This window comes from Motilibacter deserti (genome assembly GCF_011250635.1).
Lineage (GTDB): Bacteria > Actinomycetota > Actinomycetes > Motilibacterales > Motilibacteraceae > Motilibacter_A > Motilibacter_A deserti.
This window is the reverse complement of sequence record NZ_JAANNP010000002.1, coordinates 132,478-150,513: the sequence shown is the minus strand read 5'-3', so window position 1 is coordinate 150,513 and position 18,036 is coordinate 132,478. Positions and strand designations below refer to the sequence as shown.

General features: G+C 75.2%; 15 protein-coding genes, 2 tRNA genes and 1 pseudogene. 9 read left to right on the top strand and 9 right to left on the bottom strand.

What is annotated here, in order from left to right; genetic code table 11:
* Positions 1 to 3: 3 nt before the first annotated feature.
* Entirely contained in the window at positions 4 to 798 is a 795-nt protein-coding gene (locus tag G9H71_RS05805) for a thiazole synthase (RefSeq protein WP_166280508.1), read from the top strand.
* Entirely contained in the window at positions 795 to 1,547 is a 753-nt protein-coding gene (locus tag G9H71_RS05800) for a thiamine phosphate synthase (protein ID WP_331272774.1), read from the top strand. The genes G9H71_RS05805 and G9H71_RS05800 overlap by 4 nt, the downstream gene beginning before the upstream one ends.
* Here G9H71_RS05800 and G9H71_RS05795 read toward each other — a convergent pair.
* The 3 genes from G9H71_RS05795 to G9H71_RS05785 all read right to left on the bottom strand — a co-directional run bounded on the left by G9H71_RS05795 (position 1,529) and on the right by G9H71_RS05785 (position 4,919).
* Positions 1,529 to 1,602: transfer RNA gene (locus G9H71_RS05795), tRNA-Met, on the bottom strand. The two genes, G9H71_RS05800 and G9H71_RS05795, sit on opposite strands and share 19 nt — an antisense overlap.
* A gap of 241 nt (positions 1,603 to 1,843) precedes the next feature.
* Positions 1,844 to 1,917 (bottom strand) — tRNA-Met (locus G9H71_RS05790).
* A 50-nt stretch (positions 1,918 to 1,967) separates the two neighbouring features.
* Positions 1,968 to 4,919: a UPF0182 family membrane protein gene (locus tag G9H71_RS05785; protein ID WP_331272773.1), complete on the bottom strand. Its 2,952-nt coding sequence runs from the start codon at positions 4,917 to 4,919 to the stop codon at positions 1,968 to 1,970.
* A 219-nt stretch (positions 4,920 to 5,138) separates the two neighbouring features.
* On the opposite strand from G9H71_RS05785, the gene G9H71_RS05780 reads away from it, so the two are divergent.
* Positions 5,139 to 5,684, top strand: coding sequence for a PPA1309 family protein (locus G9H71_RS05780; RefSeq protein WP_166279480.1), 546 nt, complete (start codon positions 5,139 to 5,141; stop codon positions 5,682 to 5,684).
* 77 nt (positions 5,685 to 5,761) lie between these two features.
* Here the strand turns inward: G9H71_RS05780 and G9H71_RS05775 are convergent, their stop codons facing one another.
* The 4 genes from G9H71_RS05775 to G9H71_RS05760 form a co-directional block, all read right to left on the bottom strand.
* A complete protein-coding gene (locus G9H71_RS05775) occupies positions 5,762 to 6,967 on the bottom strand; it encodes a YlbL family protein (RefSeq protein WP_231134270.1) in 1,206 nt (401 codons plus the stop codon).
* Positions 6,964 to 7,182, bottom strand: a complete 219-nt coding sequence (locus G9H71_RS05770) for a hypothetical protein (RefSeq protein ID WP_166279477.1) — start codon at positions 7,180 to 7,182, stop codon at positions 6,964 to 6,966. The genes G9H71_RS05775 and G9H71_RS05770 overlap by 4 nt, the downstream gene beginning before the upstream one ends.
* A gap of 125 nt (positions 7,183 to 7,307) precedes the next feature.
* Positions 7,308 to 7,760 (bottom strand): molybdenum cofactor biosynthesis protein MoaE, encoded by a 453-nt coding sequence (locus tag G9H71_RS05765; protein WP_166279474.1) that lies wholly within the window; start codon positions 7,758 to 7,760, stop codon positions 7,308 to 7,310.
* Positions 7,760 to 8,863 carry an NAD-dependent epimerase/dehydratase family protein gene (locus tag G9H71_RS05760; protein ID WP_166279471.1) on the bottom strand — a complete coding sequence of 368 codons (1,104 nt, stop codon included), beginning with the start codon at positions 8,861 to 8,863 and terminating at the stop codon, positions 7,760 to 7,762. The genes G9H71_RS05765 and G9H71_RS05760 overlap by 1 nt, the downstream gene beginning before the upstream one ends.
* A gap of 128 nt (positions 8,864 to 8,991) precedes the next feature.
* Between G9H71_RS05760 and G9H71_RS05755 the strand changes: the two genes are divergently transcribed.
* The gene (locus tag G9H71_RS05755; RefSeq protein WP_166279468.1) at positions 8,992 to 10,521 is read left to right on the top strand and encodes a zinc-dependent metalloprotease; all 1,530 of its coding nucleotides are present in this window, start codon (positions 8,992 to 8,994) and stop codon (positions 10,519 to 10,521) included.
* Entirely contained in the window at positions 10,518 to 11,087 is a 570-nt protein-coding gene (locus G9H71_RS05750; RefSeq protein ID WP_166279465.1) for an NUDIX hydrolase, read from the top strand. The genes G9H71_RS05755 and G9H71_RS05750 overlap by 4 nt, the downstream gene beginning before the upstream one ends.
* A 164-nt stretch (positions 11,088 to 11,251) precedes the next feature.
* Here G9H71_RS05750 and G9H71_RS25460 read toward each other — a convergent pair.
* Positions 11,252 to 11,731: pseudogene (locus G9H71_RS25460) on the bottom strand (M48 metallopeptidase family protein); the annotation flags it as partial.
* 631 nt (positions 11,732 to 12,362) lie between these two features.
* Here G9H71_RS25460 and G9H71_RS24935 point away from each other — a divergent pair.
* The 3 genes from G9H71_RS24935 to G9H71_RS05730 all read left to right on the top strand — a co-directional run bounded on the left by G9H71_RS24935 (position 12,363) and on the right by G9H71_RS05730 (position 15,488).
* Positions 12,363 to 12,521: a DUF5679 domain-containing protein gene (locus G9H71_RS24935; RefSeq protein WP_166170634.1), complete on the top strand. Its 159-nt coding sequence runs from the start codon at positions 12,363 to 12,365 to the stop codon at positions 12,519 to 12,521.
* A gap of 203 nt (positions 12,522 to 12,724) precedes the next feature.
* Entirely contained in the window at positions 12,725 to 13,972 is a 1,248-nt protein-coding gene (locus G9H71_RS05735) for a ThiF family adenylyltransferase (protein WP_166279459.1), read from the top strand.
* 205 nt (positions 13,973 to 14,177) lie between these two features.
* Positions 14,178 to 15,488 carry an ABC1 kinase family protein gene (locus tag G9H71_RS05730; RefSeq protein ID WP_166279456.1) on the top strand — a complete coding sequence of 437 codons (1,311 nt, stop codon included), beginning with the start codon at positions 14,178 to 14,180 and terminating at the stop codon, positions 15,486 to 15,488.
* 34 nt (positions 15,489 to 15,522) lie between these two features.
* Here G9H71_RS05730 and ligD read toward each other — a convergent pair whose 3' ends face one another.
* Complete coding sequence (gene ligD, locus G9H71_RS05725) at positions 15,523 to 16,455, bottom strand: non-homologous end-joining DNA ligase (RefSeq protein ID WP_166279453.1); 933 nt, start codon at positions 16,453 to 16,455, stop codon at positions 15,523 to 15,525.
* Positions 16,456 to 16,681: 226 nt separating this feature from the next.
* Here ligD and ku point away from each other — a divergent pair, with 226 nt between their 5' ends.
* Positions 16,682 to 17,794 carry a non-homologous end joining protein Ku gene (ku, locus tag G9H71_RS05720; protein ID WP_166279450.1) on the top strand — a complete coding sequence of 371 codons (1,113 nt, stop codon included), beginning with the start codon at positions 16,682 to 16,684 and terminating at the stop codon, positions 17,792 to 17,794.
* The last annotated feature ends 242 nt before the right edge of the window (positions 17,795 to 18,036 follow it).

The following is an 18,036-nucleotide window of genomic DNA, read 5'->3' as shown; positions in this document are numbered from 1 at the left end:
AGCATGCCCGCGCCGCGGGCGGAGGAGACGGCGGACCGGCTCGAGCTGGCCGGGGCGAGCTTCGGGTCACGGCTGTTGCTGGGGACGGGCGGCGTACCGAGCCTGGAGGTGCTCGACCGGGCGCTCGCCGCGTCGGGCAGCGAGATCGTCACGGTCGCCCTGCGCCGGGTCAGCCCGGGGGACGGCGGGACGCTGCTCGAAGTGGTCGAGCGCGCGGGGGTGCGCCTGCTGCCCAACACCGCCGGCTGCATGACGGCCCGCGAGGCGGTGCTCACCGCCAAGCTCGCGCGCGAGGCCTTCGAGACCGACTGGGTGAAGCTCGAGGTCATCGGCGACGAGCGGACCCTGCTCCCTGACCCGGTGGAGCTCCTGGAGGCAGCCGAGCAGCTGGTCATGGACGGCTTCCGCGTCCTCGCCTACACCAGCGACGACCCGATCGTCGCGCGCCGGCTCGCCGACGTCGGCTGCGCCGCGGTCATGCCGCTCGGCTCGCCCATCGGCTCGGGCCTCGGCATCCGCAACCCGCACAACATCGCGCTGATCCGCGAGTCCGTCACCGTCCCGGTGGTCCTCGACGCGGGCATCGGCACGGCGTCGGACGCGGCCCTGGCGATGGAGCTCGGCTGTGACGCGGTGCTGCTCGCCTCGGCAGTGACCCGGGCGCGCGACCCCGAGGCCATGGCACTGGCGATGCGGTACGCCGTCGAGGGTGGCCGGCTCGCCTTCCGCGCGGGGCGCATCCCCCGGCGGTGGCACGCCGAGGCCTCCACACCCATGGCGGGGCTGGCGCAGCTGTGACCCTGCCGCGGCTGCTCGTGCTGACCGACCGGAGGCAGTGCCAGCGGCCCCTGGTCGACACCGTGGCCGCCGCTGTGCAGGGCGGCGCGCGCGGGGTCGTGCTGCGGGAGAAGGACCTCCCGCTCGACGAGCGGCTGCGGCTCGCCGAGCGGCTGCGCGCCGTGCTCGACCCGGTCGAGGGGCTGCTCGTCCTCGCGGGGGCGGTGCCCGGCGCGGCCGCCGTCCACCTCGCGGCGGCGGACCGGCTGCCGGACGAGCGGCCGGCCCTCGTGGGCCGCTCGTGCCACGACGTGGCTCAGGTGCTGGCGGCGAGCGAGGAGGGCTGCGACTACGTCACGGTCTCGCCGGTCTTCCTGACCGCGTCGAAGCCGGGCTACGGGCCGGCGCTCGGGCTCGACGGCCTGGCCGGTCTCGTCCGCGCCGCCCCGGGGCTGCCGCTGGTGGCGCTGGGCGGCATCGACCCGCACACCGCCGCCGCGTGCCGCGCCGCCGGTGCCGCAGCCGTCGCGGTGATGGGTGCGGTCATGCGCGCCGAGCACCCCGACCGGGAGGTCGCCCGGCTGATCGCGGCGCTGGACGGCGACTGCGGCCCGGTGCGGGAAGGCGACTGCGGCCCGCTGCCGGGCGGCAGCCGAAGGCCGGTCGCAAGGGGGGATGACGGGGGCCGCCCGGGAACGACGAAGGCCCAGGTCGAAGACCTGGGCCTGGCCGCCGGATCGCTCCGGTCTTGTAGCGGGGGCAGGATTTGAACCTGCGACCTCTGGGTTATGAGCCCAGCGAGCTACCGAGCTGCTCCACCCCGCGTCGGTGTTCACAGCATACCTAATGCGGGAGCGAGCGGTCGCACCACATCGGTCCGACGCCCGCCGTACGCGACAGCCCTAGCGACCGAAAGCCGCAGCCGAAGTGCCGATCGCCGATCTGCGGATCACCAATCCGCAGGACGCCCTCGCGCCCACAGCACGCCGGCCTGACGCCGAGAGCTCACGCGTCCAGGGCCGGAAACGCCGCAGGCCCTGCCAGAAGGCAGGGCCTGCGGATCTTGTAGCGGGGGCAGGATTTGAACCTGCGACCTCTGGGTTATGAGCCCAGCGAGCTACCGAGCTGCTCCACCCCGCGTCGGCTCTGCCAGCATACGTGCCCGTGGCCGGCAGGCCAAATCCCGGTGTCTAGCGCGACTCCGCCGTGCTCGCCGGGCTCGGCGGCGCCTCCGCCGACGCTTCAGCCGACGCCCCTGCAGAGGGCGAGGCCGACGGGGCAGCCGACCCGCCGCCGTTCGAGGCCGCAGTCGCCCGGTCGAGCGCGTCCTTCAGGCGCTGCTGCGCCTCGCCGTACGCCGTGAAGTCGCCGCGCTGCAGCGCCTGCTGACCGTCCTGGTAGGCCTCCTGCGCGTCGACCAGCGCCTCCTCGAGGGTCGTGCCCCCGGTCCCACCGGTCGTCGGCGGCGACGGGGACGCGCCCGGGTCCGGGGCGGCCCCGTCCTCCGGCGGCGTGGTCGTGGGCGGGCTGGCCGCCCCGCTCCCCCGCCGCAGCCGCTCCAGCTCGGCCAGCGCGTCGTCGAGCGTGCTCGCGTAGACGTTGCGGGTGCCGTCCGAGGCCAGGACGATCTGCAGCAGCGGGTAGGTCGTCCCGGTGCTCGCCCGGACGTACACCGGCTCCACGTAGACGAAGCCGGCGGAGTCCCCGGAGCCGACGGGCAGCGTGAGCAGGTTGCCGTACTCGACCCTCGAGGACCCGCCACGGCCCTGCAGCAGCGTGATGCGCTCGGCGATCTGCTGGTTCGAGGTCAGCGCGTTCTGCGCCAGCTGCGGGCCGTTGATCTGCCCCGACGTCGACGGCACCGCGAGGACGCGGATCTTGCCGAACTCGTCGGAGTTCGGGTCGCTGTTGACCGTCATGAAGGCCGTGAGGTTGTCGCGCCGGCCGATCGGGACGAAGGTCGTCGTCAGCGAGAACGCCTCGCTCGGCATGTCGCCGGTCTGCAGGGTCAGGTAGTAGGGCGGCTGCACCTCGTCGTCGACGTTGCGCGTCGGGTCTTGCGGGATGCGCCAGAAGTCCGTGCTGCTGAAGAACGTCCGCGGGTCGTCCACGTGGTAGCGCGAGTAGAGCTCGCGCTGCACCTTGAACAGGTCCTCGGGGTAGCGGATGTGGTCGAGCAGCCCCTCGACGCCATCGATGGCGGACCGGTCCTCGACCGTGCCGGGGAAGGCGCTGCGCCAGGCCTTGAGGACGGGGTCCTGCTCGTCCCAGGCGTAGAGCTTGACCTCGCCGGTGTAGGCGTCGACCGTCGCCTTGACCGAGTTGCGGATGTAGTTGACGCGCTGGTCGCTCTGCCGCGCCACCACGGTCGCGTCGGTCGCGTTGAGCACGTCGGCCGTGGCGCTGCCGAGCTCGGTGCGCGTCGAGTACGGGTAGGAGTTCGACGTCGTGTAGCCGTCGAGGATCCAGAGGATCTTGCCGTCGACGATCGCCGGGTAGGGGTTGCCGTCCACCGTCAGCCACGGCGCGACCTTCTCGACCCGCTCGCGCGGCTCGCGGTCGTACAGGATCCGCGACTGGGCGTTGACGCGGTTGGACAGCAGCAGGTTGGTGTCGCGGTACTTCAGCGCGTACATCGTGCGGTTCAGGAACGAGCCGATGCTGACGCCGCCGTCCCCGGTGTAGGTGTTGCGCGACCGGTCGTCCTCGGGGTTGTCCACCTCGTACGGCGCGCTTCCCTCGGGCGCCCCGACCACGGAGTACGTCGGCGACTTCTCCCCGAAGTAGACCCGCGGCTCGTAGTCCTCCAGCGTGCCCGAGCGCAGGAAGCTCGGCTCGCCGTTGGAGGTCGGGGTGTCGCTCGGCGCGGCCACGAAGCCGTAGCCGTGGGTGTAGACGGTGCGCTCGTTGGTCCAGTTGCGCTGCCCGGCGTCGAGCTTGGACGTGTCGATCTCGCGGACCGCCACGACCGTCTCGACCTGCTCGCCGTCGATGTCGTAGCGGTCGACGTCGAGCGGGCTGGCGAACTCGTACCACGCCTTGTCCTGCTCGCGGGCGGTGAACGTGTCGGACACGACGAGCGGGTCGATGAGCCGGATGTTGTCGACCGTCGGGGAGCTCTCTGGGACCGCCGCCCCCGCTTGCGCGTTGAAGGACCGCCGGTCGACGTCCCCGATCTGGTAGGCCTCGCGCGTCGAGGCGATGTTGCGCTTGATCTGCGCCGCCTCGCGGTCCGCCTCGCTCGGCTTGACCCGGAACTGCTGGAACAGCGCGGGCACGAGGCCGCCGATGAGGACCGCGGCGATGACCAGCGTGCCGACCCCGAGGCCGGGGAGCACCCAGGTGCGGCGGGCGATGTTGGCGAAGCAGAGGACGGCGCAGATCACCGCGACCCAGGCGAGGATCGTCTTCGCCGGCAGCAGCGCGTTGATGTCCGTGTAGGTCATGCCGGTGAGGTCCGCGCGGCCGACCCGCGCGTCGCGGGTCTCGAGCGAGTAGCGGTCGAGGAAGTACGCCACCGCCTTCAGCAGCACGAACACGCCGAGCAGCACGCTGAGGTGGATCCGCGCACCGGTCGTCGTGCGGTCCCCGACCCCCTGCAGCCGGATCGCGCCGTAGAGGTAGAGCACGGCGACGGTGACGAGCAGGCTGAGGACCGTCACGGCGAAGCCGAACCCGACGAGGAACCGGTACCACGGCAGGTCGAAGGTGAAGAACGACACGTCCATGCCGAACTGCGGGTCCTGCGTGCCGAAGGACCCGCCGTAGCGCCAGAGCATGAACGTCTTCCACTCGCCCGCCGCCGAGCCGCCCGCGAGCAGGCCGAGCAGGACCGCCAGCCCGATCACGAGGATCTTGCGGAAGGGCTCGATGCCCATCCGGTAGCGGTCGAGGCTCTGCTGCTCCTGCGACGTCGCGATGTAGGGCGGGCGCGAGCGGTGCGCCAGCACCGCGTTGAGCAGCACGGCCCCCGCGGTGAGCAGGCCGAAGACGAGGAAGAGCGCGATGCTCGTGCCCAGCCGACGGTTGAAGACGCCCGAGGCGTCGACGGAGCGGAACCACAGCAGCTCCGTGTAGTACGCCGTGAACACGGCGAACGCGAGCGCCAGCGCGACGAGGATGGCCAGCGTTGGCAGCAGCACCCGCCCCCGGCGTCGCGACAGGGGAAGTCGGGGCGCACGCCCCGGGTCACGCGGCATCGAGAAGCTCACGAAGACAGCACCTAGGTTGCGGGGTCGGGGTCACGCCGGGCGTCTGGCGGCACGGCGCCCGTTCCGGCTCAACTTACGCCAGGGACGCCCGAGTTCCCGCGCCAGCGCGGCCACCCCGGGTGCAGGGCCCCGCGGTGCCACGATGGCGGGATGACCGAGAGCCCCGCCCCTTCCCTCCCCCCGCCCCCGTCACCGCTCGAGGCGGTCGTGGCCGAGGTGGAGCGGCACGCCGCCGCCGCCGGGTGGGACCGGCCGCCCCGGCTGTACGCCCTCGTCCCTACCGCGGAGCTGCTCGCCCGCGAGCCGGCGCTGGCCGCGGCGCTCGGCGAGGAGCCCGAGCCCGGGTCGCTCACCCCGGTCGAGCAGGACGAGCTGCCCCGCCACGCCACGATCGAGGAGCTGCTCGGCGGCATCGCCTGGCCGGACGACGTGCTGGGCACCGCGCTGGTGGTCGAGCGGCTCGTGCTGCCGCCGGAGGCCGAGGAGGGCATGCCCGCCGACGAGCAGGAGGCGCTCGAGTGGCTCGCGGCCCACCCGCAACGGCAGGAGGTACGCGTCGCCGTCGGCGTCCTGCGCGGCGGCGAGCGCTCGTGCGCCCTGCGCATGCGGTCCCATGACGACGACCTCGCCGTGCTGCGCGGCCCGGACCTGCTCCCAGGGCTGGCCGACGCGCTGGCGGCCACGCTCGCCGACTGACGCCCTGGCCGCCGGGCTTCGCAGGCAGCGTCAGCGAGGGCAGCGCGGGCGAGCGACGGGCGCGGCGAACGGCGAGGTCAGGCGCAGGAGGGCAGGGCCGCGACCTTCGCCGCGTCCCCCTCGCGCAGCGTGTCCAGCGCGGTCACGGCCTCCTCCAGAGAGGCGACCTTGACCACGCGGAGCCCGTCGGGCACCGCTCCGCGGGTGTCGGCGCAGTTGGCGGCCGGTGCGAGGAAGACCGTGGCGCCGGCGCGCCTCGCGCCCACCAGCTTCTGCTGGATGCCGCCGATCGGGCCGACCTCCCCCTGCTCGCTGATCGTGCCGGTGCCGGCGACGAAGGCGCCGCCGGTGAGCTCCCCCGGCGTCAGCTTGTCGATCAGCCCGAGGGCGAACATCATGCCGGCGCTCGGCCCGCCCACGTCCTCGAGCTTGATGTCGACCTTCAACGGGGCACGGACCCGCGCCGAGGGGGTGACGCCGATCATCGCCCGGCCGCCTCCCCCGTCGACGGTCTTCAGCGTCAGCCGCAGCCGCTCGCCGCCGCGCTCGACGGTCACGACGACCGTGTCGCCGGGCTCGTGCGCGGAGATCGCCGCGCGCACGGCCTCCGGGTCGGCCACCGCCTCGCCGTCCACCGCGACGATCACGTCGCCGGCGCGTACGACCCCCTCGGCCGGGGCGTCCTTGAGCACGGCCTGCACGACGACGTCCATCGGGATCTCGAGGTAGTGCAGCGCGGCCGTCGTCGCGTTGCTCTGCGAGGCCGCCATCTCCTCGGCGTTGAGCTGGCGGGCCTGCTCGCGCGTCTGGCCCTCCGGGTAGACGCTCTCGCGCGGCACCACGGCGTCGGCGGAGTCCAGCCACCCGCGCACCGCGTCGAACAGGTCCATCCGCGCGCCGGGGCCACCGCGTACGGAGACCGTGAGCAGCTGCAGATGACCGGACGTGGGATAGGTCTTGCGCCCGGAGACGCTGATGACCTCGCCCTGCCCCTCGACCGAGCCCAGCGTGTTGCTCGTCGGCCCGGGCATCAGGACCACGTAGGGGACGGGCAGCAGCGCCGCGATGGCGGTCAGCAGCACCACGACGGCCGCCGCGAAGGTGAGGGTGGAGGCGCGCCGGCCCATGCCGAGCAGGCCCTGCCGGTCGGAGGCCGGCGGCTGCGCGGCGCCATCGTCGGGAGCCGCCGCAGGCACGGGCGCGGCGTACGCGCCCGTCGGGGCGGCGCCGCCTCCGGCCGGGGATGCTGCCCCGGGCTCGTGCGGCTGGTGCTCCGGCGTCATCGGCGCGCGCCCGGATCGGGGTCGTCGTCCGTGCTCGCGGGCTCCTCCACGCGCCCGCTGCGCGCGGCGGAGTCCAGCGCCGCCGTGAAGCGGCGGTAGCCCTCGACCGTCTCGTGCGTGTCGGCCGGCGGTCGTGTGCGGCCCGCCCACGCGACCCACGCGATCGCGAGCACCACCGCGACCACCGGGATCGCCAGCCAGGCGAGCTGGTCCACGTTCGCAACTCTCCTGAGCGTTCGGGCCGTGCGCTTCGGGACGGCGACGGTCCGCTGCCCCGTGTCCGTCCAGGGTAACGACGGCAGCCGACGAGGCCGTTCCAGCGCGAAAGGCCCGTCCGGGCTCAGGGCGAGCCCACCCACTCCTCCCCGCCGTCGGCGAAGAGCTGGTGCTTCCAGATCGGGGCGCGCGCCTTGAGCTCGTCGATCAGCCGCGCGCACGCGGCGAAGGCCTGCTGCCGGTGGGCTGCTGCGACGGCGGCCACGACGGCAAGGTCGCCCAGCGCCAGGTCGCCCTCCCGGTGCACTACGGCCACCGCGCGCACGCCGGGCACCGCCGCGGCCTCGGCCGCCACCTCCTGCAGCGCCTGCGCGGCGCTCGGATGCGCGGAGTAGCCGAGCCCCGTCACCGCGCGGCCGCCGTCGGAGTCGCGGACGGCCCCGACGAACGTGACGATGCCGCCCGCGCCGTCGTGCCGCACCGCGTCCATCACCTCGTCCACCGAGAGCGGCGTGTCGCGCACGGCGACGAGGCGTACCTCCCCGCTCGGCTCCTGTCGCTGCTCGGGCGTCGTCATCAGCGCCTCCTCCGGCGGGCCCGGCGGACGAGCGCGGCGGTGCCGACCACCGCGACGGCGGCGCCCGCGGCGCCGAGCGTCGCGTCGCGGCGGCCCGCGCGCCGCCCGGCCGTGGTCGAAGCCTGCTCGAGCAGTTGCCCCAGGGCGGTCTCGTTGTCGTACGCCGGCCGCCACCCGGCCGCCAGCAGCCGGGTCGACGGAACGACCCAGGGGTGCACGACGTAGGCCAGGTCGGCCGCCGACTCGTGCACCACGCCGAAGCGGTGCAGCCGCTCGGCCGTGCCGAACGCCAGGGTCGCGGGGAGCTCGATGCGGCGGAGCCCGGACAGCTGCTCCACCCGCTCCTGCTCCAGCCAGCCCTCGCACCCCACCGTCACCGCGCCCTCGACGCGGCCGAGGGCGGCGAGCACGAGGGCGGAGGCGAGGTCGTCGACGTGGCAGAACTGCCAGCGCGGCCGGGTGCCGCGTACGACCAGCAGCCGTGGCGCCTCGAAGTGCCGGGTCAGCGCGCTCTCCACGCCCGGCCCGACCAGCGGGGCGGGGCGCACGACCGTGACCTCGAGCGACGGGCGGGCCGCGCGCGAGCGGTCCGCGAGCGCCTCCACCTCGAGCAGGTCGCCGACCACCGCCGAGTCGGGCAGGGCACGCAGCGGCGCGTCCTCGTCCAGCGGCACCGGGTTGTCGGGGAGCGCGCCGTAGACCATCGCGGACGTCACGAGCACCACGCGGCGTACGCCCGACGCCGCGGCGGCGGTGAGGACCGCGGCGGCCGCCCGGGCGTAGTCGTGCGGCGCGTGCGGGCCGTCGAGCCCGGCCTCGTCGTCCCCGGCGACGGCGGGCTCGGGCTGCAGCGCGACGAGCACGTCAACCCCGGCGAGCGCGTCGACGAGCGATGGGCTGCGCACGTCCACGAGGCGGCTGGTGGCCCCGTGAAGCCCCGGCTGGTCGCCGGTCCGGTCGTCGAGCGCCACCACCTGCGCGACGTCGGGGTGGGCGACGAGCAGCCCCGCGACCTGCCGTCCGACCCCGGCCGCGGCGCCGGTGACCGCCACGGTCGGCCCGCGCCCGCTGCGCCCTGGGCGAACCCCGCTCGCGGCGCTCACGTCAGCCCTTCGCGAGGGCGCGCCTCGTCCGGCCCCGCGGATACGGTGGGACCCATGAGCAAGGCCGCGGCGTTCATCGCCCACATCCTGCCAAGCGACCGGCCCGACGTCGTCGCCCCGGGCGCGCGATGAGCGGCGTCCCGTTCGGCTTCGGCCCGCCCGGACGCTCCGGCGGGCCAGGCGGCGGCGGCCAGGGAGGCGGGGGCGAGGGCGGCAACGACCCCGCGCCGCGCTCCCCGGACCCCTCGGACCCCTTCGGGCTGCTCGGCGCCATGGGCGACCCGGCCTCGATGGGGGCGGCACTGCAGCGCCTCGGCCAGCTGCTGTCGTGGACGGGCGGCCCCGTCAACTGGGACCTCGCCCGGGACGTGGCCCGAGCAGGGATCGCCGGCAAGGACAGGTCGGTGGGCGGTGCGGAGCGCGAGCAGGTGGAGCAGGCGCTGCGCCTGGCCGACCTGTGGCTCGACCCGGCGACCACCTTGCCCGCCGCCGGCGCCCGCGCGCAGGCGTGGAGCCGGGCCGAGTGGGTGGAGCACACCCTGCCCAGCTGGAAGGGCCTCGTCGAGCCGGTCGCCGCTCGGGTGGTCGCGGCCATGGGCGAGACCCTCGCCGAGCAGGCCCAGCGCGGCTTCGGCGACCTGGCCGGCGCCGGCGGCATGAGCCCCGAGGCACTCGGCGCCCAGCTGACCGGGCCGCTCTCCGGCATGGTCCGCGCGATGGGGGCGTCGATGTTCGGCGCCCAGGTGGGCCAGGGCCTGGCCGCGCTCGCCGGGGAGGTCGTGGGCTCGACGGACGTCGGCGTGCCCCTCCTCGACGGCCGCGCCGCGCTGCTGCCGGCCGGTGTCGCCGCGTTCGCCGAGGGCCTCGAGGTCCCGGAGGAGGAGGTACGCCTCTACCTCGCGCTGCGCGAGGCCGCCCACCAGCGGCTGTTCGCCCACGTCCCGTGGCTGCGCGCCCGGCTCTTCGGCGAGGTCGAGGCCTACGCCTCCGGCATCACGATCGACACCGGCCGTATCGAGGAGGCGGTGGCCCAGCTCGACCCCTCCGACCCGTCCGCCCTGCAGGAGGCGCTGGGCTCCGGGCTCTTCGACGTCGAGCCCTCCCCTGCGCAGGCTGCGGCGCTCGCCCGGCTCGAGACCCTGCTCGCCCTGGTCGAGGGGTGGGTCGACGAGGTGGTCGCCGCGGCCGCCGAGCCGGCCCTCAAGCACGCCGCGGCGCTGCGGGAGGCCGTGCGCCGCCGCCGGGCCACCGGCGGCCCGGCCGAGCAGACCTTCGCCAGCCTGGTGGGCCTGGAGCTGCGCCCACGCCGGCTGCGCGAGGCCGCTGCCCTCTGGAAGGCGGTCGCTGACGTGCGCGGCATCGAGGGCAGGGACGCGGTCTGGGGGCACCCGGACCTGCTGCCCGGCTCCGACGACCTCGACTCCCCCGCCGCCTTCGCCGCGGCTTCCGACGACGCGGCGTTCGACCTGTCCGGCCTGCTCGCGGACGAGCCGGGACCGGTTCCCGGAGCGGCCGCCGAGGAGGAGGGCCCGACCGGGGGCCGGGACCAGGGCGCCGGCGGAGGCACGGCCGAGGGCCCGGACCAGGGCACCGGCGGAAGCGCGCCCGGCACTGGCCCCGACGACCGCCCTCTGCCCCCCGCGCCGTCCGGCCCGTGACCCTGCACGCTGACGCCGTCGCGGTCCTGTCCGGGTGGGAGCCGCCCGACGCCGGCCAGGACGCCCTGCGCCGGGCCTACCTGGACCACCTCGCGGCGTACCCGGACGGCATGGCGCGCGCCTGCCTGCCGGGCCATCTGACGGCCAGCGCGCTCGTCGTCGACCCCGTCGGCGGGCGGGTGCTGCTCACGCTGCACCGCAAGCTCGGCCGGTGGCTGCAGCTCGGTGGCCACTGCGAGCCCGGCGACCCGACGCTGCACGCCGCGGCCCTGCGCGAGGCGACCGAGGAGTCCGGCATCCCCGGGCTCGCGCTGCGGCCGGCGCCGGTGCGGCTCGACCGCCATCTCGTGCCGTGCGCCGGGCCGGGCAGCGCGGTCGCCCACCTCGACGTGCAGTACGTCGCCATCGCGTCGCCGGACGCCGTCGAGCAGGTCAGCGAGGAGTCCCTCGAGCTGCGGTGGTTCCCGACCGACAGCCTTCCCCCGGGGACGGACGCCTCCGTCGTCGCCCTCGTCGCGGCTGCGGGGCGGGCCCTCGCCGAGCCGGTCGGGCAGGGCCGGGACTAGTACGCAGGGTGGGCCGTCGTCCAGGACGGCCCCTGCGCGCCCACGGTGCCGCTCTCGCCCCCCTCGTCACCCTCACCGCCGCAGGCGACTGCTGCGCCCCGGCCGGCCGCCCCGCCCGGCGCGGTGTCGTCGCCGTCCGCCGCCCGGCGGCCGTTCGGGATGTCCGGCACCCCCCGGCTCGCCTCCACCCCCTCGAGGAACCCACGCGCTCGCTCGGTGCGCGGGTAGGCCTCGAGCAGCGCCCAGAAGGCGGGCCCGTGGTCGGGCTCGATCAGATGGGCGAGCTCGTGCAGCAGCACGTAGTCGAGCACCCAGCCCGGCATGCCCTGCAGCCGCCTGCTCAGCCGGATGGAGGCGTCCGCGGGCGTGCACGAGCCCCAGCGGCTGCCCTGGTTGTCCACCCAGCGCACCGTGGCGGGGACGGCGCGGCCGTGCAGGTAGCGCCGCGACAGCTCCCCGGCCCGGTCGAGCAGGCCGTCGTCGCTCGGGCGGCGGCGCCGCTCCTGCAGCTCGAGCCGCTCCAGCATCGTGGTGACCCAGTGGCGCTCCTGCTCCGCGGCGAGCCCCGCGGGCAGCAGCACGACCACGGTGTCCCCGTCGCGGTAGGCCGAGACGGTGCGCCGCCGGCGGGCGCTGCGCCGCACGTCGACGAGGCTGCCGTCCGGCGCTCTGCGGATGCCTGCGGAGCGCTCGGCGGCCTGGTCGCCGCCCTCCGGCAGCGCCCGAGGTCCCTCCATGTTCGGACGCTACCCCGGATCTCCACCTGGATGGGGCAGAACGCTCAAGCGAGCCGCTCTCCACAGGCAGGGGACGCAGTCGATGCAGGTCACGGCGGTGTACGTGGAGGTATCCCCAGGCGCGTCCACAGGTTGCGCCCACGTCGTCCCCAGGGCCGTGCACATGGCGCGGGCGCCGTGTCCACGCCCGGTCCGCAGGCCGGGGACCGGTGCGCCTGCCGGCCGCTGACGTCCCCTTGCCCGGCTCTCGGCCGGCCCTCGACAACCCATGACGGGTCCCGGGCCGGCCTCCCGTTCGATCCGGGCCGACCCTCCGACCGACCCCGGTCCCGCCCTTCGAGCCGCCCCGGACCGGCCTCCCGCCGGTCCCCGACCGGTTCTGGCGCACGCCCACGGCACGCCCGCTCGCGGTGGGCCTCCACGGCGTAGGCCGCCGCCTGGCATAGGCTCACCGCTCGGAGCCCCCGCCGGGCGTCGAGGCCCCGGGGAGACCCTCCCCCTGGCCCAGCCCGGCTCCCCCGACGACAAGGAGATCCTCGTGGCCGAGAGCTACAGCGGCGAGGCGTACTGCGTGAAGTGCAAGGAGAAGCGGGAGTTCACCGGCGAGGTCAAGGTGAGCGACTCCGGCCGTCGTATGGCGCAGGGCATCTGCCCGGTCTGCGGCACCAAGCTCAACCGCATCCTCGGCAAGGCCTGACGGCACGCAGCGCCCGATCCACCGCGACGCGGGGCCTCTCCCATCCGGGAGCGGCCCCGTTCCGCTTTTCCGGGGCCTGCCCTGTGGACGAGCGGGCGCCGGAGAGCCTCGGTGGAGCCCGCCCTGTGGACGACGCGGCCACCGGGCGGGACGGCTCGGGGAGGCTGCAGCCGTCCGCACCGCCCGCTCCCGCCGGAGGCCCCATGCGCCCAGCACTCAAGCCAGCGCTCCGCCGCCTGTGGCGCGACCCGGCGACCGTCCAGCTCGGGCTCGACGCCGATCGCGCGGTCGTGGTCGGCGGGCTGGCGCCCGGCGCGGCCCGGCTGCTGCAGTCGCTGGACGGGAGCAGGGAGGCCGGAGAGCTGCTGCAGGGCGCCCCGTCCTACGGGGTGGACGCGACCACGGCACGCGTGCTGCTCGACCTGCTCGCCGACAGCGGCGTCGTGGAGGACGCGGCCGCAGACCGACGGGTGCTCCGCGAGCTGGCGCCGGTGGTCCGCGAGCGGCTCCTGCCGGACCTGTCGGCGCTGTCGCTCAGCCAGGGGGCGACCGACGGCGGCGCCGCGGCGCTGCGCGCACGGCTCTCGCGGCGGGTGCGGGTCCACGGCGCCGGCCGCGTCGGGGCGACGGTGGCCGCGCTGCTCGCCGCAGCCGGGGTCGGCACGGTCGAGGTCGAGGACTCCGGGACCGTGCGCCCCGGCGACCTCAGCCCGGGCGGCCACGCGCCCGACGGGCTGGGAGCTCCGCGCGGGGCGGCCGCGGAGCGCGCCGCGACCCGCTGGTCGGCCCGACCTGCGGACCAGGCCCGGGACACGCCGAGCGAAAGCCCACGCTGGGCCGGCGGTGGTGGCCGGCCCGTCGCTGCCGACCACCCGGACGACGCTTCCCGGGCCGACGCCGCCCGCACCTCCCCGCACGGCGGGCAGCCGGCGGAGGGGGCCCTCGCGGGCCGTCCCGCGGGCGCCCGTGCCGGGGGACCCGGCGTGCGGGCGGCGCCAGCGCTCGGCTCGCCGCCGCCAGACCTCGCCGTGCTCGCCCCGACCGTGGCGCCGGCTCCACAGCTGGTCGAGTCCCTCGTACGCAGCGGCGTGCCGCATCTGCTGGTCGTCGTGCGCGAGACGACCGCCGTGGTGGACCCGCTCGTGCTGCCCGGCCGCTCGGCCTGCCTGCGCTGCCTCGACCTGCACCGGACCGACCGCGATCCGGCCTGGCCCCGGCTCGCCGCGCAGCTGGCGGTCCCCGGCACGCCGCCGGCCGACAGCTGCGACGTGGCGCTGTCGGCGCTCGCTGCGGCGAGCGCGGCGCTGCAGGCGCTCGCGCACCTCGACGGCGACGAGAGCCCGCCGGCGCGTGGCGGCACGCTCGAGACGACGCTGCCGGCCGGCCCGACCCGGCGGCGCTCCTGGTCGATGCACCCGCTCTGCGGATGCGGCTGGGGCGGGCGGCCGTGAACCGCGCCAGCGTGCGGGGCCGGATCGTCCGCTTCGCACATGCGGCTGGGGCGGGCGCCGCGAGTTCGCGCCGCGGTCCGTGGGCCAGACCGTCGACGACGCCCGTACGTCATCGCGGGCTTGCCGGGTGGCGCGCGGCCGGGCCCTGTGAGAATGACCGGTTCGGGACGGCATGTCCGCCCCGTCCGTCAGGCAGGATGGTCTGGTGAGCGAGCTACCCCGCAAGGCCGTGGCACGCACCGCCCGCCTCGCGGCCTTGCCCGTCGGGTTCGCGGGGCGGACGGCGCTCGGGCTCGGCAAGCGGCTCGGCGGGCGCCCCGCCGATGAGGTGTCGGCCGAGGTGCAGGCGAGGACGGCCGACCAGGTCTTCAGGGTGCTGGGCGACCTCAAGGGCGGAGCGATGAAGCTCGGCCAGGCGATGTCGATCTTCGAGGCGGCGCTGCCGGAGGACGTCGCGGCCCCTTACCGATCCACGCTCACCCGGCTGCAGGACGCCGCGCCACCGATGCCGGCATCGACCGTCCGTGAGGTCCTCGCTGCCGAGCTCGGGCCCAGGTGGGCCGACCTGTTGCCCGGCTTCGAGGACGTGCCCGCCGCCGCGGCCTCCATCGGCCAGGTGCACCGCGCGCGGTGGAGCGACGGCCGTGCCGTGGCGGTCAAGGTGCAGTACCCCGGCGCCGGCGAGGCGCTGCGGGCGGACCTGGACCAGCTGAGCCGGCTCGGGCGCGTGATCGGCCCGCTTGTCCCGGGCCTGGACATGAAGCCGCTGCTGCGCGAGCTGCGCGACCGGGTCGCGGAGGAGCTGGACTACGGGCTGGAGGCCGAGGCGCAGCGCGCGTTCGCCGCCGCCTACGCCGGGGACCCGGAGATCGCCGTCCCTCCCGTGCTCGCCGGCACAGGGCGGGTCCTCGTCACCGAGTGGCTCGAGGGCGAGCCGCTCTCCCGGCTCATCGCGGACGGCAGCCCGAAGGAGCGCGACCGGGTCGGACTGCTCTACGTCCGGTTCCTCTTCTCCGGGCCCGCCCGGGTGGAGATGCTCCACGCCGACCCGCACCCGGGCAACTACCGGGTGCTGCCCGACGGCCGGCTCGGAGTGCTCGACTTCGGCGCCGTCGCCCGCCTGCCCGGAGGGCTGCCGCCCTCCATCGGCACCCTGATGCGCCGCGCGCTCGACGGCGCCGCCTACACGATGCTCGCCGGCCTGCGGGACGAAGGGTTCGTCAAGCCCGGGGTCACGATCGACCCCGATGCGCTGCTGGACTACCTCGCCCCGTTCATCGAGCCGGCCAGCGCCCCGCGCTTCCGCTTCACCCGCGACTGGATGCGCGAGCAGTTCGCCCGCATCAACGACCCGCGACAGCCCGGCTACACGGTCGGGCTCAAGCTCAACATGCCGCCGGCGTACCTCCTCATCCACCGGGTCTGGCTGGGCGGCATCGGAGTCCTGTCCCAGCTCGGCACGGAGGCGCCCTTCCGCTCCGAGCTCGAGCGCTGGTTGCCGGGCTTCGCGGACTGACCACTAGCTGGGCGAGGCGGCAGGCGCACGACCGCTAGCCGGGCGGGGCCGGCAGCCGCTGACGCAGCTCGAGCAGCGGTGCGAACAGGTCGCCCGACCGGTCCACGCGCTCGAGCACGTCCGCCGCGGTGAACCGCAGGTCCTGCGGGCTGTCGCAGGCCTCGACCTCGGCCCACGTGACGGGCGTCGAGACCGTCGGCGCCTCCCGCGCGCGCAACGAGTACGGCGCGACCGTGGTCTTGGCCGCGTTGTTCTGGCTCCAGTCGATGAGCACCTTGCCCGGCCGCAGCGCCTTCGTCATCCGGGAGACGATGAGCTCGGGGTGCTCGCGTTCCAGGCACTCGGCGAGCTTCTTGGCGTACGCCGACGTCTTCTCCCCCGGCTGCGGCGCGATGGGGACGTAGAGCTGCAGGCCCTTGGATCCGCTCGTCTTCGCCCACGCCTGCAGCCCGCCGTACTCCGGGCGCGCGAGGACCTCGCGCAGCAGCAGGGCGACCTGGCAGCACTCCACGACGGTCGCCGGCGGCCCGGGGTCGAGGTCGAGCACGAGCAGGTCCGAGTCGTGGATCGCCCCCCGCGGGCCCACGGTCCACTGCGGGACGTGCAGCTCGAGCGCCGCCAGGTTGGCCAGCCACACGAGCGTCGGCAGGCCCTCGACCACGACGTAGTTGACCGTCTCCCGGTCCTTCGTGCTGCCCGGCGAGGGCACCACGACCGTGCGGACCCAGTCGGGGGTGTGGCGCGGGGCGTTCTTCTCGAAGAACGGGGTGCTGTCGACGCCGTCGGGGTAGCGCTTGCGGGTCAGCGCGCGGCCGGCGAGGTGGGGCAGCAGGACCGGGGCGATGCGGGCGTAGTAGTCGATCACTTCGCCCTTGGTGAACCCCACGTCGGGATAGAGCACCTTGTCCAGGTTCGTCAGCACGAGCTGGCGGCCCTCGACCTCGACCCCCGTCTTCGTCGGCGCCACGGTGCTCCTTCCTCGCGCAGGCCGTCCCGCTGTCCTCGCACGGGCCGACCCGCTCGTGCCGCGCACGGCCCGTCCCGCTCGACGTGCAGGAGGCCGTCCAACGGCTGTCACCCTGCCACTATCGTCGTGCCGACGGAGGGGCCGCCGCTCGCACAGCCTCTTCTGCGGGCGTACGTGCCCGCGCGCCCTGTTTCCACACGCGGCCCGTTCGGGGAGACTGATCGCCATGCAGGCCATCTGGAAGGGCACGGTGTCCTTCGGGCTCGTGTCCATTCCCGTCAAGCTCTACGCCGCGACGGAGGAGAAGGGGATCTCCTTCCGGCAGGTGCACGACGCCGACGGTGGCCGGATCAAGTACAAGCGGGTCTGCTCGGTCGACGGCGAAGAGGTCGCGTACCGCGACATCGTCAAGGGGTTCGAGTTGCCCGACGGCGACATCGTCGTCCTGTCCGACGAGGACTTCGCGGCGCTCCCGCTCCCGACGAAGCGCACGATCGACGTCCTCCAGTTCGTCCCGCTGGAGCAGATCGACGGCGTCTACATGTCCAAGCCGTACTACATCGCCGCCGACGGGCCGGGCAACAAGCCGTACGTCCTGCTCCGCGACGCGCTCGAGCGCAGCGGCCGCGCGGCGCTGGTCAAGGTCGCGCTGCGCAACCGCGAGTCGCTCGCCGTCATGCGCCCGCGCGACGGCGCCCTCCTCGTGCAGACGATGCTGTGGCCGGACGAGGTGCGCGGGGCCGAGCCGTTCGCGCCCGACGAGGACGTCAACATCCGCGACCAGGAGGTCGCGATGGCCGAGTCCTACATCTCCACGCTGTCCGACGACTTCGACCCGTCGGCGTTCACCGACGACTACCGCACCGCGCTGGAGGAGCTCGTCGCCGCGAAGACGGGCGGACGCGAGCTGCAGGAGGACCAGGAGGAGCCGGACACCGGCGGCACCGTCGTCGACCTGATGGCGGCGCTGCGTGCGAGCGTCGAGGCGGCGCAGGCGAAGCGGGCCGGCGGGGCGCCGGCCCCGGCTCGCGCGGCCCAGCACGACAAGGCCGACGAGCAGGGCGCCGCTGACGAGCAGGACGCTGCCGAGACGGCGAAGCCCGCGCGCAGGACCGCGGCCAAGCAGCCCGCGAAGAAGACCGCGGCGAAGAAGACGGCCGGCGACGACGACGGCGGCACCCGCAAGGCCGCAGCCAAGAAGACCGCGTCCTCGACGACGAAGGCGACTGCCTCGAAGTCGGCCGCGAAGAAGGCCCCGGCCAAGAAGACGACCGCCAAGCAGACCGCCACGAAGGCCACCACGGGCACCAAGAAGGCTGCGGCGCGCAAGAGCGCGTGAGACCGCGGGCCGTCCCGCCCCGCCGGCGTCGAGCCGGCCCCGCGCGGGCGGTTAGGCTTGGGGGGTGAGCCTCGGTCTCTTCATCGCCCTCACGGGCGCCTGCCTCCTGGCCGCGGTCGTCCTCTTCCTGGTCGTCGCGTACCTCGGCTCCTCCCGGGCGCGCGCCCAGCGCTGAGCGCGGAGCGCCGCTGACCGCGTGCTGCGGCCTCGGCGCCGACACCGCGCGTCCCGCAACCGCGAGC

Excerpts from the sequence above, each read along its gene's own strand:
- G9H71_RS05765 (WP_166279474.1), bottom strand. The coding sequence starts at position 7,760 with ATGACGACGCCCGAGCAGCGACAGGAGCCGAGCGGGGAGGTACGCCTC.
- G9H71_RS05735 (WP_166279459.1), top strand. The coding sequence starts at position 12,725 with ATGCGCCCAGCACTCAAGCCAGCGCTCCGCCGCCTGTGGCGCGACCCG.
- G9H71_RS05755 (WP_166279468.1), top strand. The coding sequence starts at position 8,992 with ATGAGCGGCGTCCCGTTCGGCTTCGGCCCGCCCGGACGCTCCGGCGGG.
- G9H71_RS05780 (WP_166279480.1), top strand. The coding sequence starts at position 5,139 with ATGACCGAGAGCCCCGCCCCTTCCCTCCCCCCGCCCCCGTCACCGCTC.
- G9H71_RS05775 (WP_231134270.1), bottom strand. The coding sequence starts at position 6,967 with ATGACGCCGGAGCACCAGCCGCACGAGCCCGGGGCAGCATCCCCGGCC.
- G9H71_RS05805 (WP_166280508.1), top strand. The coding sequence starts at position 4 with ATGCCCGCGCCGCGGGCGGAGGAGACGGCGGACCGGCTCGAGCTGGCC.
- ku (WP_166279450.1), top strand. The coding sequence starts at position 16,682 with ATGCAGGCCATCTGGAAGGGCACGGTGTCCTTCGGGCTCGTGTCCATT.